The organism is Thermomicrobiales bacterium (assembly GCA_041390825.1).
Classification (GTDB): domain Bacteria; phylum Chloroflexota; class Chloroflexia; order Thermomicrobiales; family UBA6265; genus JAMLHN01.
Genome location: JAWKPF010000016.1, coordinates 88,014 through 102,532 on the forward strand (window position 1 = coordinate 88,014; position 14,519 = coordinate 102,532).

A 14,519-nucleotide genomic window follows, 5' to 3' on the forward strand; every position below is an offset into this window, starting at 1 on the left:
CGACATGGAGCAGATCCCGGTCGAGGCTGTTCCTCAGGGTGCGCAGTGGTAGGTGCGGCCACGGAGGGCCGCGGCTACGGGAAGGGACGCGCTCGCCCGGAGGGTGTGTGATGGCGGGGGCGGCCAAGGAGGGTCGCGGCTACGGGAAGGAGCCCTCCGGAAGGTGCGTGATGGGGGGCGGCCACGGAGGGCCGCGGCTACGGGAAAGGGAACACTCTCTCGGGGGATGAGATTGCCGGGGCGGCCACGGAGGGCCGCGGCTACGGAAGGGGAACATTCCCCGGAAGGTGTGTGATGGGGGGGCGCCACGGAGGGCCGCGGCTACGGAAGGGGAACCCCCCGGAAGGTTGGAGGCGGGGCGCCACGGAGGGCCGCGCTACGGGAAGGGGAACATTCCCCCGCCCGGAAGGTGCGTAGTGGCGGGGCGGCCACGGAGGGCCGCGGCTACAGAGGTGGGCGCATCACTCCTTCGAGTCGGCGGGTGACGCTTCCGGCTTCTCGTCTGGCATCAACCACTTCTCGAACCACTCCCCGACGCGGGTGAGCAGGTCGATCTGGTGGTTGCGCTCCTTGAACCCATGTGGCTCGCGGGGATAGCGCACGAACTCGACAGGCACGTTCAGCACTTTGAGCGCGCGATACATCTCGGCCCCTTGCGAGACCTGCACCCGCGAGTCGTCATCCCCATGCACGATCAAGGTTGGTGTGATGCAGTTGGTCACATGCTTGATGGCGGATGACTCCCAGTAGATGTCGAGATGCTCGTACGGTTGTCCAGGGTAGTAGTAGAGATTGGCGCTGGGAATATCGTCCGTGCCGTGATCGGAGATCATGTTCGAGAGACCAGCGCCCATGACGGCGGCCTTGAACATCTGGGTGCGCGTGATGGTGTAGGCGGTCAGGTAGCCGCCCCAGCTCCACCCGCCCACGCCGAGCCGATCCGGATCGGCGATCCCGCGATCGACCAGCGCCTGCGCTCCGGCGATGACATCGCGCATTTCGCCGCCGCCGACATCGTCGATCAATCGGCGCTGGAACTCCGATCCGCGACCGGTGCTTCCGCGCGGGTTGGGGGTGAGGACCGCGAAACCGCGTGAGACCAGGTATTGCGTCCAGTCGTGCCAATCGAGAAAGCAGGTGTCCAACCATTGCCAACTCGGGCCGCCATGAATCTGCACGACCAGTGGCAGCGGCGAGTCGTCCTCGCGTTCCGGGAGGGTGAGCAGGCCGAAGATCTCCAGATCGTCCGACTGCCAGGAGATCGTTTCGCTCGGGCGAAGCTTGCCTGCCCATTTCTTGCCAAACTCTGTCAGCTGCACCGGTTCGCCAGCGTCCCGTGTCAGATAGATTTCGTCTGGCTTGTCGCTGTCAGACCAAAGCAGCGCGACCGCTTTCCCGTCCGCCGAGACACTGGCGGCATATGGAAAGGCTCCATTGCCAGAGAGCGATTCCGGAACCAGTGGCGTGAGCGATCCTGACGCCACATCCAGTTTGTAGAGGTTGGTATGCACGCCCTCGGCGGTTTGCACCGCCACCGAACCGGGGACGTCCGGCAGCGGCAGGAGCCCGTCCACACCAAATGGCTGTTCCGGCAGCAGATCGCGCGCCTCGCCCGATGCGAGGTCGACCAGATAGACCGAGATAGCCGGATGCTCGCGGAATCCGCTCTTGGCGATCGCCAGTGCCGGACCCTCCGGTCCGTCCACGAACGCCATGCGCATCGGCACCTCGTTCAATTGAGCGACATGCTGCGGCTCTTTGCCGTCCACCGCGGTGATCCAGAGATCGCCACGCATCAGCGGGGAGTCTTCCCCGACCTCCTCGGCGGTGGAATAGGCGAGTTGGCTGCCATCGGGTGACCACGCATAGTCCCAGATTTCGCGTTCGCCGGAATCGACCTTGTGGGACTTGCCGGTTTCGCTATCGACCACGGTCAGCCGGTTGTAGCGCGGTTCGCCATCGACCACGACGGCATCGTCGCGCTTCTTGTTGCGTTTCTTGCGTTCTTTCGTCTCCGGTTGCCGGCGCAACACCGCAAGGCGCGAACCGTCTGGTGACCACTGCAGATTGCTCAGATCCCCTTTCGTCTCGCCCAGTGGTGTGGCTTCGCCGCCATCCATTGCGATGACGAAGATTTGGGACTTCTCCTCGTCATTTCGGTTCGAGAGAAAGGCGAGCTTCGCGCCATCTGGCGACCATGCGGGTTCGGTGTCGAGCGCGGTTCCACTCGTGAACTTTTTGGCGGGTTCGCCACCACGAGAAACCCAGATCGCTCGGCTGTCCGATTCGCCCTTGTAGCCCCAGGGGCCGACCTCGAAGGCAACCAGCGATCCATCCCGGCTGATGACTGGCCGTCGCGGGGCGATCCGGTCGACGATCTTCTTCGCTTGCAATGGTTTCTGCGTCATTCTTGCTCCGCTTATCGTTTCGAAATCGACGACATCGAGACGCCGGCTGCGATGTTCTCCGGGTCGACAACGACGTCGATCACCGTGATGCCCGGATTGTCGTTTGCGGCCGCAACCGCCTCGGCCGCCTGCTCGTTCCGTTCGACACGAATGCCGAGCCCGCCAAACGCTTCGGCGAACTTCACCAGATCAGGCTGCCAAAGATTGGTGCCGCTCACACGACCGGGGAATTCGCGTTCCTGGTGGGCGCGGATCGTGCCGTAGATGCCGTTGTTGAAGACGACGCAGATCACACGTAAGTTCCGTTGCGCCGCCGTGGCCAGCTCGTTGGCGGTCATGAGGAATCCGCCGTCACCGGAGAGGGAAACCGATGGCGCCGCGGAGTCGCGCACGATGGCCGCAGCTACGGCGGAGGGCACCGCGTATCCCATCGCGCCGGAGATCGGTCCCAGGAACGTTCCGGGATGTTTGAACGAGCCATAGCGTTGCGCCCAGGTCCAGAAGTTGCCGGCGTCGCTGGTGAGGACCGCATAGTCATCCAGTTGGCGGCTCAGCTCACGCATGACGACCGCCGGATCGACACCCTTGTCCGTGCTCACGGTCGGGGCGTCGAGCAGTTTGGTGAGCTCGGCTCTCAGCGCCGCCTGCTCAGACGCGCGGTCCGGCCAGGAGATTTCCTGCGCCGCGTTGCCGAGTGCCCCGAGCGCGGTCCGCGCGTCCGCGGCAATGCCGATCGTTGCCGGAAAGGTCTTGCCGACTTCCTCCGGGTCGATATCGATGTGGATGAGCGCGGCCCCTGGTGTCGGGATCGCATAGCCGAGCGTGGTCGTCTCTGTCAGGCGGGTGCCGATTGCCAGGACGACATCCGCCGCGGCCAAACGGTCCTTGATGAGTTTCGGTGTGCCAAAGGAAAGCGACCCGAGGGAGAGCGGGTGATCGGTTGGAAAGGCATCGAGCCGCCGGAATGCGGTGGCGACCGGAATGCCGGTTCGTTCGGCCAGTTCCACCAGCGCCGGTACCGCACCCGCGCGCAACACTCCGCCACCGGCGATGATGACCGGCTGCCGGGCGTTCTTCAATAACTCGACGACCTGACGCGCCACCCTGGCGCTGACCGCGGTTTCGATCGGAGCGGTGATCGGCAGGTCGGGTTCGGGCACGTCCTCCTCGAGAATGTCGCCGCGCAGCACGATGCCGACCGGTCCCGGCCGTCCGCTCATGCTCAAGCGATACGCTTCGCTGACCAGGCGAGGAAGCTCAGATGCGCTCGGCGGTTCGACCGACCATTTGGTGATCTCTCCCAGGAAGGGCGCCAGCTCGACTTCCTGCAGCGCTTCCCTGTGCCGAAACGGGGTTTCGACCTGTCCGACCATCGCGAGCATCGGAGTCGAGTCCTGATACGCGGTATGGATGCCGATCGCCAGGTTGGCGGTGCCGACTCCACGGGTGCCCATGCAGATCGAGGGTTGCCCGATCAGCTTGGCCGCCGCATCGGCCATGAACGCCGCGCCGCCCTCGTGCCGGCAGGTGACCAGGTCGATCTCCGGCGTGTCGTATAGCGCGTCCAGCAATCCAAGAAAACTCTCCCCGGGGACACCGAACGCATAGCGGACGCCGCGATCCCGCAGCAGCCGGGTTGTGGCCAGACTCGATCGAATCAACGATGACTCCGTTCAGGCTGGGTCCGGAGTTCTGAGTCCGGAGCCCTGAGAGTATCCACAGGCGGGAGCCATCCCGCCCATACTCAGAACTCCGGACCCTGCGCTCCGGACTCGATTTGACCATTCCGCCGCTCACCCCTAGGATGGCGCGACAGGGATGCCCGGCGCACCGCGGGAGAGCTCGATGCCGAAGTTTGCCGCCAATTTGACCATGCTGTATCAGGAGTATCCGCTTCTGGAGCGGATCGAGCGCGCGGCGGCCGCCGGATTCCGGGGTGTCGAGATTCTCTATCCCTATGGTGAGGACGTCGAAGCGATCCGCGCGGCCCTTGCGGCGCGCGATCTCGAGCTCGTGTTGTTCAACGTGCCGTCTGGCAATCAGGCCGCTGGCGACCGGGGAATGGCGAACGACCCCCGGCGAGTCGGAGAGTACCGCGCGGCGGTCGATCTGGCGCTCTCCGTGCAGCGGACATTGCCAGCGACACGGTTCAACAGCACTATCGGACGGCAGTTGCCTGATGTTTCCATTGCTGACCAGTTCGAGACCGCCAGGACGAACTACGCCTGGGCGGCGAGCCGATGCGAGTCCCAGGGGGTACTGCTTTGCGTCGAGCCGTTGAACCGGATCGACAATCCCGGCTACATGATTCCGACCTCGACCCAGATGCTTGCCCTGATCGAAGAGATCGGCCACCCGAACCTGAGGCTGCAGTACGACTTCTATCACCAGCAACGGATGGAAGGAAACCTCGTCGCGTTTCTGGCCGACCATATCGGCCAGATCGGGCATATTCAGATCGCGGACAGCCCGGATCGGCACGAACCCGGCACCGGCGAGATCAACTATGACTTCGTGTTCGAGAAGATCGATGAGCTCGGCTACGGTGGCTGGGTATCACTCGAGTACAAACCGTCGACGACCACCGAAGCGAGCTTGGGCTGGTTGAAGCGGTTCGGGTATGACGTTTAGCGGTCGGCAGGCAGCGCGCAGCAGGCAGAAAGCACGAGGAACGCATGGCGGAAACAGTTGGATTCATTGGGCTCGGCATCATGGGCAAGCCGATGGCGCGGCATCTGGCTAATGCCGGTTACGACGTTGTCATCCACACCCTGAATCGGGAAACGATCAAGACGTTCACCAGCGAGTCGGACAGGTTCATCGCTGCGTCGTCTCCGAAAGACGTGGCGAGCAAAGCCCAAATCGTCATCACCATGCTGCCCGATTCGCCGCAGGTGAACGAAGTGGTGTTGGGGACCAACGGCCTGATCGAAGCGATGGGCGAAGGGTCGTTGCACATCGATATGAGCACGATTGCTCCGGCGACGGCGATCGAGGTTTCGACCGCCTTGGCTGGCGTTGGCGCTCGCGCGCTCGACGCGCCGGTCTCGGGAGGCGAGGCGGGCGCGGTCAATGCGGCGCTGAGCATCATGGTCGGTGGCGCGGCTGAGGATGTGGATCGGGCCATGCCGCTCTTCGAGAAGATGGGCAAGACCATCGTGCATGTCGGCGCATCCGGCGCGGGGCAGGTCGTGAAAGCCTGCAATCAGGTAATGGTCGCGATCAACTATGCGGCCATGAGCGAAGCGTTGGTGCTCGGCGCCAAAGCGGGTGTCGACCCCGCGAAAGTCTTGCAAGTGCTGGGCGGCGGACTCGCGAACTCGCGGGTCATGGAGCTCAAGGGGCAGAATGTGATCACCCGCAAGTTCGCCCCCGGCTTCCGGGTCGACCTGCACCGCAAGGATCTCAACATCGCCATGAACGCCGGCAAGACGACCGGCGTGCCGTTGCCGGTCACCGCGCTCGTGCAGCAACTCTTCGAAGCGCTCGCCGTGGCTGGCCGGGGAGGGCTGGATCATTCCTCTCTCGTGACCATTTACGAGGATTTGGCCAACTTCCAGGTCGGCGAAGCCGAGGCGTAACGCGCGAGTGCCGATCCGAACGAGTGTGGCGGGTCGGTCCGTGCGCTTTTCCCCGCGTAGCCGCCGTCTTCCATGGCCGAAATCGGGAGTAGTGCGGCGGCCACAGAGGGCCGCGGCTACGGAGGGCGCTGGTTCGTTACCGTGAGAGACAGGACGTTACTGCTCGAATCGATACGCTTCCTGTTCTGACATGCCCTCGCCGGATTTGTACGCTTCGTACTCCGCCCTCGTTTCAGCGTTGGCGGGATAGGTGCCAGGAAGCGCGGCGCCAGCCTCGATCTTTTTCAGGATGAAGGCCTCGAAGGCTTCCTGTTCGGCAGCCGGCGCGGCAATTTCGGCCGCCAGATGGCGCGGGATGACGACGACTCCTTCTTCGTCTCCCACCAGGATGTCACCCGGAAAGACCGGGACACCGGCGCAGCCGATCGGGACGTTGACGTCCACTGCATGGTGCACAGCGAGGCTGATCGTGGCCGATGCTCCGGCCGCGAAGACAGGGAAGTTCATGCGCCCGATTTCCGGCGAGTCGCGGAACGCGCCATCGCTCACGATCCCAACGGCGCCGCGCTTCATCGCCCGCGTCGTCAAGATGCCGCCGCCATTCGCCGCGCGCAGATCGCCCCGGCAATCCATGACGAGCACCTGCCCCGGTCCGACCGTTTCGATGGCCTTGCGTTGCGGATGGTTGGGATCCTGGAACGCGCTGACAACGTCGAGATCTTCGCGCGCGGGGATGCTGCGCAAGGTCACCGCTTCGCCGACGAAGCGGGCCGCGTTCGGATTGAGCGGGCGCACGCCGTTCAGGAACGTGTTGCGGAAGCCGCGCTGAAACAGCTGGGTCGTGATCGTAGCGGTGCTGGCGCGCGCCAGATCGGCCAATACGTGCGGGTCCAAGGGGTCCACGTGCATTCCTTTCCCTGATTTCGGCGGCTCGTCTGCCACAATGCCGCCAGTAGATTCGTCTGCGCGAGAGGGTACTGGCAATGGCAACCAACACGCTGAAGCAAAAACTGGCCGAGGGAAAGTGGGTTAGCGGACCGATCGTGGAGGAGATCCGCACGGTTGGCGGCGTCAAGATGCTGGCGCTGGCCGGGCACGATTTCCTCTGGTGGGACATGGAGCACAACTTCTACGATTGGGACAACCTGCTCAACCTGGTCCAGCTCACCCATCTGTTCGGTATGACACCGCTGGTGCGCGTGACCGACCTGTCGTATGCCGCGGTTGCCCGGGCGCTCGATACCGGCGCGCAGGGAATCGTGATCCCGCGTGTCGACAATGCCGAGCAGGCCGAGCAAGCGGTCTCCTATGCCAAGTACCCCCCGCGCGGCCGACGCGGCGCGGGAGGCATGGCGCGCAATTTCTACGAGTCGAAGTCCGCGTTGCAGTCGGTCGAAGACGGCAATGCCGAAACCATGGTAATCCTGCAAATCGAGCATCCGAACGCCATCGATGAGCTGGATGCGATCTGCTCGGTCGACGGTGTCGATGTCATCTGTGTCGGGCCGCAGGACCTTTCGGTCAACATGGGCATCCATGGTCAGTTCGACAATCCAGTGTTCCAGGAAACGATCGGAAGGATCAATCAGATCTGCGCGAAACACGGCAAACCGGTCGGCATGGTGAGCCGCGATGCCGCGTCGTTCAAGACCTGGGGCGGTCTTGGCTGCCGCTTCATCGTTTGCAACAGTGATCTCAGTCTGATCTTCCAGCAAGCGTCTCGTGACCGGAAGACGCTGGAAGAGGTGTTGGGATAGGCAACGACCCTTCATCAGCATTCACGGGTCGTCCTGAGCGAGAGACGACGGAGCGATCCCTCAACCCGCTCAGGATGACGAGTGGGAGCGAAACTGCTACACAGGAACCAGTTGCGTCTCGTTGGTCGCCTGGGCGATAACGTCGTCCCACAAGAACGGGATCGCGAAGTACTCGCCGTCGATATGGGCTTGCGCCTGATCGCGATAGTGCGGACTCCCGGGGTGGCCGGATTGCCCCGGCCAGCTGATGACATTGGTATGCACCGCGGGATCGAGCGTCGCGATGATGCGATAGATCGGTCCGATGCGGGTATCGAATGTGCCGGCGGGGAGATAGTGCGAACTGTTGAGGGTGCCGGGCCCTCCTGGCGTCGGGCTCGGTGGGATGTCGAGCAACTCATGCTGGAGTGGCGTGCGGGCCGCGGGATGCACCGCTCCGAGCCGGTGAATGCGTCCCCAGGCCCAGCTGTCCGGATCGTCCCCGAGCCGCTCTGTAAGCCAGTCGAGCGCTTCTGACATCGCCAGCCGGATCGTTTCACGCCGCAACTCATCAGAGGCGAACCAGCCGTCCGGGTCGTCGTGCAGCAATGCCGCGCTCATGCCCCAACCGGCATCCTGCACGAGCGGCGCGAGGTGTTCCGGGAACCGCTGGCGCAGGACGTTTTGATGCCATCGCCAGAAAAAGACGAAGTAGAGCGAACCGCCAATCGCATCGACGGTCAGTTTCCGATCCCACGATTCCAGGATGTGGGCTACATGGGAAAATCGCGGATCGCTGCCGTTCGCAAGCGCTTCGAGTAGCGGCGGAATGCCTCGCACGGCGCGACCGGAGAGCACGTCGGTCTGCATCGCGGCGAAGGACTGGCCGGTGTGCGGCGTCAGCTCTTCGAGCAGGGTTTCGGCGCGCGCGGCGCGATCTTCCACCGTCCAGGCGCCGTTGAGGGGATAGGGATAATCGGGCGGGGCGGTCGGATTGTTCGCGCTTGCGACCCAGCCACGTGCCGGATTGTCCAGTTTGGGGAGACCATCGAACGGGATATATCCCTGCCAGGCGTCGATCGGATCGTTGGCGTCCCGATACCCGCGCCAGCCTCGCCCGCGGAGGGGGAGGGCACCGGTGCATTGATAGGCCACCGCGCCGTGGGTGTCGGCCAGCACGTAGTTCCAGGTGGCGCAACGAATGCCGGAGAGCGCCTGGCGGCCGTCTGAGACGGTGCGCGACCGGCAGAGATCCATGAACGCCTTCGGTTCGTCCGATCGCTCGAATCCGACCCATGCCAGCGAAAGCGCGGTGCGCGCGCCTCGTTCTGGCTCCCAGATGTTTCGTGGGAGGGCTGCGTCAGCAACCATGTGGTCGACGATTGGGCGTCCATGGGCGAAGCGGATGTCGAGCATCCGCGCAGGTTGGTTGCGAATCGCGATCTCGGACGTCCGATGCTCGATCGGGAGCCATTCGTCCCCGTCGAGGTAGCGGTTCTCGTCTTCCGGATGCAGCCGTTCGACGTAAAGATCGCGCTGCATGCAGATATTGTTGGTGATGCCAAAGGCGAGATCGCGGTTCCGCCCGATCCGTGGGATCGGGACTCCCGCATAGGCCGATCCAACCACGTCGTATCCCGCACCATGCAGATGCACCTCGGTCAGGTCGGAGGGCAGATTGAAATAGACGTGCGGATCGGAGGCGACCATGCCGAACCCACCCGCGGATAGCCCAGGGGCAATTGCCCAATTGTTGCTTCCGCCCGGCTCCTGCGGTCCCCAGGCGGTATCGGGTCCGTCGGCCATCGGCAAGTGCGGCCAGCGCGGTTCGGGGAGGTACGATCCCGGTGGGACGATGTAGACGAGCGGACCATCTGGCTGATAGAACGCCGCTTCCCGGTCACCAATCGTGGCGCGCACGACCTCCGGGGTCGAGATGACGGGCAGGCGGCCGGTCAGGTACCACGCCCAGCGTCGCAAGATCGCAACCGAATCGGTGGCCGACCACGGATCGGGTTCGTATCCGAGGAGCTCGAATTCGATCGGCAATCCCGCCGGCAGCGCCGATATCCAGGCATTCACGCCATCGGCGAACGCGAGAAACATGTCGCGGCTTTCGGCGTGCGACCCCTCGAGCAGTTCCTGGCTCAGCTCGGTGATGCCGAGCGTGCGCGCGACGATGTCCTCCGTGAGCTTTTCGGGACCAAGCACCTCCGAGAGACGTCCATGGGCCCAGCGTCGCAGGTAGTCCATCTGCCAGAGCCGGTCTTGTGCCTGGGCATACCCGTGCGCAAAGAACAGATCGTAGGGATCGCTGGCGGAGATGTGCGGTACACCACGCTGGTCACGCAGGATCGTCGCGCTGGCGCGGACCGACGTTGGCACATTCATCGGCCCGTAAGCGGCCTTCTCGGACAAGTAACGTTGGATGAGCGCGCGCGCTTCCGCTTCATCAATGTCTGGCAGATCGACGAAGGCTCGCTGACCAAGCAGGAGTTCGAGCGCCAGTTCGCGTTCTCGCGGATTCGACATGGTCTGGCCATCCCATCCGGTGTGCTGGAAACAATGCTCGGCAGGGTAGCGAAGATCGGCCTACTCTGCAGGTGGTGTCGAGGAACGGAAATGGTCGAATGCGCCAGGGATGACCGGAGAGGCTTGGCCGTCCGGCGTGCGCGCAAACAGGGTTGGCGTGTCCGATTTCGGGCCGATGCCGCCAATGACCGTCATTGTCTGGCCGATCCGTTCCAGCTCGTTTCGCAGCCCATGCGCCCGATCGAGCGGTATGGTCAGCAGAAGCTCGTAGTCCTCTCCGCCGCGCGTGGCCAGCTCGAGTCGCTGATCCGGGAAGAGCGCGCCGATCGATGCGGCAACCGGGATAGCGGCCAGATCGATGGTCGCGTCCACCCCGCTGGCAGCCAGTATCTTGGGCAGATCGCCAAAGAGTCCGTCGCTCAGGTCCATGGCCGCGGTGGCGCCGCCTTCGAGCGCGATGCGTCCGGCTTCCACACGAGGCTCGGGTCGGGTGTGCGCAGCGATCAGCAGCGGCGCCGTCGCGGCGGTTCGGCGGGGATCGTCATCGGGCAATTGCAGGAGCGCAACACCAGCCGCGGCCGCCCCGAGTGTGCCGGTGACGCATATCGCATCTCCCGGCCGCGCTCCGCCTCGGGTGAGGTGCTTCCCGTGGCGTGTGACGCCCAGAAGCGTGACGTGAATCCCGAAGTCATGCGGCGCGCGCACGATATCCCCGCCGGCCAACACCACACCGTATCGCTCGGCGATCGCCCCCATCCCGTGATAGAGCGCGATGAGGTCGGCGACCAGTTCATTGCCGGTCAATGCTAGCGAGACAGTTGCGAGCTGTGGGGATCCGCCCATGGCGGCGATGTCGGAAATGTTCACGGCCAGCGATTTCCACCCGAGGTCATGCCAGCTCGTCCAATCGGTGCGGAAGTGGACTGTGTCGATCAGTGAATCGGTTGTGATCAAGACCGATTCGCCGTTGGGTGGAATCCAGAGCGCGGCGTCGTCGCCAATGCCGAGTGGAACACTGTCGCTGGACCGCGCCACACTGGGCAAAGCGTCCCGCAATCGCTCGATGAGCGCGAATTCCGAGATGTCGCGCACGTGCTCAGGCATGCGTCAGCGCCTTTCGGTACGCATCGGCGGTGAGTTCCGCGGTTCGCCTCCAGGTGAAACCGCTTGCTCGTCTGGGTCCAGCCTCGTGGAGCCGGCAGCGAAGTTCGCCATCGTGCAGAACGGTGACGAGGGCCGTGGCAAGCGAATCGACATCGGGATCGCAGAGAAATGCCGCATCGCCCGCCACTTCCGGCAATGATGACCGGTTGCTGGCAATCGAGGGCGCCCCGCAGGCCATCGCCTCCAGCAGGGGCAGTCCAAACCCTTCGTAGAGTGACGGCATCACGAAGCAGTCGGCCGCGGAGTACCAGAGTGGCAGTTCGGCATGCGGGACGAAATCGACGAAGCGCAACCGCTCGCCCAGCTTCGTTTCAGCGACGGCGCGCTCGAGCTCGTCTGCATTCCATCCTTCGCCGCCAGCATGGACGAGATCGTGCGGGATGTCGTCTTTGACCTTCGCGAAAGCGCGGATCATTGCCGGCAGGTTCTTGCGCGGCTCGCGGTTGCCAACGGTAAGGATGAACGGGCGCGTGAGCTCGTTGACGTGCCGAAACTCGACGATCGCCTCGCCCGCGGGACGATGAAATGCTGGGTCGACGCCCAGCGGCGTGACATCGATCCGATCGGGATCGACCTGCAAGAGTTCGACGACGTCGCGTTTCGTGGCCTCCGACACCGCGATGAGGCGTGTGGATTGCTTCGCCGCGGCAACGACCGCGCGGCGAAGATGCTTCGCCCTGCTTCTGGGCACCTGATCTGGCCATCGCAGGAAGGCAAGGTCGTGAATCGTGACAACGCCCAGGACGGTCAGCCGTGATGGTAGGGCGAACGCTGTTCCGTGAAAGAGATCGAGGCGATCGGCGCGGATGCTGCGCGGCAATCCAACCTGCTCCCAAACGATCCGAAGGGCTTTGTTTTCGGTGAAGGAGGGAACCGTGTGGACGGAGAGAGTTCCACCAGCATCGATGGCGGTGGGATTCGTGTAGACGATCAACTCGTCGTTCGGCAATGCCTCGGGAAGGACCGAGAGCAGACCGCGTATGTAGCGGTCGATTCCCGACTGCCGGTATCCAAGCCGATTCGAAAGCAACAATCCGTTGATGCCGATACGCATATGCGTTCCCGTCAAGGGCCGGCGCGAATCGTTCCCGGCTCCGAGGTGGTATTCTCGCCGCTGCTCGAGTTGCCTGCGCGTCTTCCCCGGACGCGAGTTCGCCGCCCCTGCGGGAGTGGACACCCTGACCGCCGACGTTACCGCACCGAAACCAAAACGCGCGCGCCGCAAGAAACCGGTCGACCAGGTCGAGGCTGCGGTCGAAGTTCCCGTTCCCGCCGACGACCACGTTCCTCTCTCGCGTTTCGTACCGACGCCAGCTCAGCAGGTCGCGCTCGATCAGTTTGCCGCGTTGTACCCGTTTCCACTCGACACCTTCCAGCAGGAAGCGATTGCCGCGCTCATCGACGGCGATTCGGTCATGGTGGCCGCTCCGACTGGCACTGGCAAGACCGTGGTGGCGGAGTATGCCGTCTATTCCGCATTCCGCCGAACGGGACGCGTGATCTACACCACGCCGATCAAGGCGCTTTCGAACCAGAAATTCCGGGACTTGCGTCAGCTCTATGGCGACCAGGTTGGCTTGCTGACCGGTGACGTCACCGAGAACAAGGGCGCCCAGGTGGTGGTGATGACCACCGAAGTGCTGCGCAACATGCTTCTGCAGACACCGTGGGATGTCGACGATGTCGATACGGTGATCTTCGACGAGATCCATTTTCTGGCCGATCCGGAGCGCGGCACGACGTGGGAAGAGTCGATCATCCTCTGCCCGGAGCATGTGCAATTGGTCTGTCTCTCGGCCACGGTCTCCAACGCCGAGGAGATTGCCGGGTGGATTGGGCGCACGCACCGGCCGATCCGGTTGGTGACGCACTACGATCGCGCGGTTCCGCTGTCGCTCTACTACTTCGTCGACTCCAAGCTCAATATGGTGGTCGATCCGCAGGGCGAGGTCGTCAAGACGTTCAACAATCTCGGTGGAGAGGCGCGCCGTCAGGTGGGACGGCGGACGTCGCAGCGTGGGCGGTCCGAGCAGGACTCCCCGACCATGGACGAACCGTTGGCGCACGAGATCGTGGACGAGCTGGCCGCGCGCGACATGCTCCCGGCGATCTATTTCCTTTTCAGCCGAAACGACTGCCAGGTGTTCGCCGAGCGTCTGGCCGCCATCCGACCGAATCTCGTCGACGAGGCGCTGGAAGCTCGTATCGAGTCGGTGCTTGCGACTACGCTGGCGGCATTGCGTCCCGAGGACCACGAACTGGAACAAGTGAAGATCATCACCCGTCTGGCGCGGCGGGGGATTGGATTCCATCACGCCGGCTTGCTGCCGGTTCTCAAGCAGCTGGTCGAGGTGCTCTTCGGGCTCGGATTGATGCAGGTCGTTTTCGCGACCGATACGCTCGCGCTTGGGGTCAACATGCCCGCCCGTTCGGTGGTCATCGGACGAATGAGCAAGTGGGACGGACGCCGGCGTCGCGTGCTGAAACCGAACGAATTCCAGCAGATGGCGGGCCGGGCGGGGCGCCGGGGGATGGATGCGTTTGGCCATGTGGTCGTGCCCTATTCGCCATGGCTGCCATTCCGCGAGATGCTCACCATCGCCACCGGGCCGCTTGAGCCGGTGCGTTCGGCCTTCGCGGTTCGTTACAACACCGTGCTCAATCTCTGGGATCCGCCGCATGGAGAACGTGTGCGCACCATGCTGCAGCAGAGCCTGGCGCAGTTCCAGGCCGGCCAGCGTATCCGCCAACTGGAAGATGACATCATCGAGATCGGCGGGGACATCATCGGCGTGCGCAAGGGATGCCTGATCGGGCTGCCGGATGGCGACGACCTGCTCGAAGACTACCGGCTGCTCGTTGGCACACGCACGACCGCCGAACAAAAAGAACGCCGCATCGCTCAGCAGGCAGCCAGCATCGAACAGTCACTCGACTCCGCACCCTGGCCCGAGCCGGGACGCCAGGCATTGCGCAGGGTCCTGCGTACCGCCAATCCGGGACTGATCGTGCATGACCGCAGCCGGGGGTGGGGCATCTATCTCGCCCGTACAGCGTCTGGCGTGGGGCTCTTTCTCTTCGACCGCTCGATTCAGATC

The 14,519-nt window shown here is 63.9% G+C and carries 9 protein-coding genes and 1 pseudogene; 4 read left to right on the plus strand and 6 right to left on the minus strand.

Annotated elements, in window-relative coordinates; all coding sequences use genetic code 11:
* Positions 1-461: 461 nt before the first annotated feature.
* Both R2855_10435 and R2855_10440 read right to left on the minus strand, forming a co-directional pair.
* Positions 462-2,408, minus strand: coding sequence for a S9 family peptidase (locus tag R2855_10435; GenBank protein MEZ4531438.1), 1,947 nt, complete (start codon positions 2,406-2,408; stop codon positions 462-464).
* Between the two features lie 11 nt (positions 2,409-2,419).
* Positions 2,420-4,069: a thiamine pyrophosphate-binding protein gene (locus tag R2855_10440; GenBank protein ID MEZ4531439.1), complete on the minus strand. Its 1,650-nt coding sequence runs from the start codon at positions 4,067-4,069 to the stop codon at positions 2,420-2,422.
* A gap of 184 nt (positions 4,070-4,253) precedes the next feature.
* On the opposite strand from R2855_10440, the gene R2855_10445 reads away from it, so the two are divergent.
* On the plus strand, positions 4,254-5,039 hold the full coding sequence (locus tag R2855_10445) for a TIM barrel protein (protein ID MEZ4531440.1): 786 nt from the start codon (positions 4,254-4,256) through the stop codon (positions 5,037-5,039).
* Positions 5,040-5,080: 41 nt separating this feature from the next.
* A pseudogene (locus R2855_10450) lies at positions 5,081-5,989 on the plus strand (2-hydroxy-3-oxopropionate reductase).
* 156 nt (positions 5,990-6,145) lie between these two features.
* On the opposite strand, the gene R2855_10455 reads toward R2855_10450, so the two are convergent.
* Positions 6,146-6,892 carry a ribonuclease activity regulator RraA gene (locus tag R2855_10455; GenBank protein MEZ4531441.1) on the minus strand — a complete coding sequence of 249 codons (747 nt, stop codon included), beginning with the start codon at positions 6,890-6,892 and terminating at the stop codon, positions 6,146-6,148.
* 80 nt (positions 6,893-6,972) lie between these two features.
* Here R2855_10455 and R2855_10460 point away from each other — a divergent pair, with 80 nt between their 5' ends.
* Positions 6,973-7,746 carry an aldolase/citrate lyase family protein gene (locus R2855_10460; GenBank protein MEZ4531442.1) on the plus strand — a complete coding sequence of 258 codons (774 nt, stop codon included), beginning with the start codon at positions 6,973-6,975 and terminating at the stop codon, positions 7,744-7,746.
* A gap of 96 nt (positions 7,747-7,842) precedes the next feature.
* Here the strand turns inward: R2855_10460 and R2855_10465 are convergent, their stop codons facing one another.
* From R2855_10465 to R2855_10475, 3 genes are read right to left on the minus strand one after another with little or no spacing between them, the layout of a single operon-like run.
* Positions 7,843-10,257 (minus strand): penicillin acylase family protein, encoded by a 2,415-nt coding sequence (locus R2855_10465; protein ID MEZ4531443.1) that lies wholly within the window; start codon positions 10,255-10,257, stop codon positions 7,843-7,845.
* 60 nt (positions 10,258-10,317) lie between these two features.
* Positions 10,318-11,361 carry a thiamine-phosphate kinase gene (thiL, locus tag R2855_10470; GenBank protein ID MEZ4531444.1) on the minus strand — a complete coding sequence of 348 codons (1,044 nt, stop codon included), beginning with the start codon at positions 11,359-11,361 and terminating at the stop codon, positions 10,318-10,320.
* The gene (locus tag R2855_10475) at positions 11,354-12,475 is read right to left on the minus strand and encodes a glycosyltransferase family 1 protein (protein MEZ4531445.1); all 1,122 of its coding nucleotides are present in this window, start codon (positions 12,473-12,475) and stop codon (positions 11,354-11,356) included. Before R2855_10475 ends, thiL begins: the two co-directional genes overlap by 8 nt.
* Here R2855_10475 and R2855_10480 point away from each other — a divergent pair.
* Positions 12,462-14,519 (plus strand): DEAD/DEAH box helicase (locus tag R2855_10480; GenBank protein MEZ4531446.1); only part of this gene is annotated, 2,058 nt, incomplete at its 3' end. The genes R2855_10475 and R2855_10480 overlap by 14 nt on opposite strands.

Bases quoted from the DNA above. Each gene is read 5' to 3' on its own strand.
- R2855_10435 (MEZ4531438.1), bottom strand. From the start codon at position 2,408: ATGACGCAGAAACCATTGCAAGCGAAGAAGATCGTCGACCGGATCGCC.
- R2855_10445 (MEZ4531440.1), top strand. From the start codon at position 4,254: ATGCCGAAGTTTGCCGCCAATTTGACCATGCTGTATCAGGAGTATCCG.
- R2855_10460 (MEZ4531442.1), top strand. From the start codon at position 6,973: ATGGCAACCAACACGCTGAAGCAAAAACTGGCCGAGGGAAAGTGGGTT.
- R2855_10465 (MEZ4531443.1), bottom strand. From the start codon at position 10,257: ATGTCGAATCCGCGAGAACGCGAACTGGCGCTCGAACTCCTGCTTGGT.
- thiL (MEZ4531444.1), bottom strand. From the start codon at position 11,361: ATGCCTGAGCACGTGCGCGACATCTCGGAATTCGCGCTCATCGAGCGA.
- R2855_10475 (MEZ4531445.1), bottom strand. From the start codon at position 12,475: ATGCGTATCGGCATCAACGGATTGTTGCTTTCGAATCGGCTTGGATAC.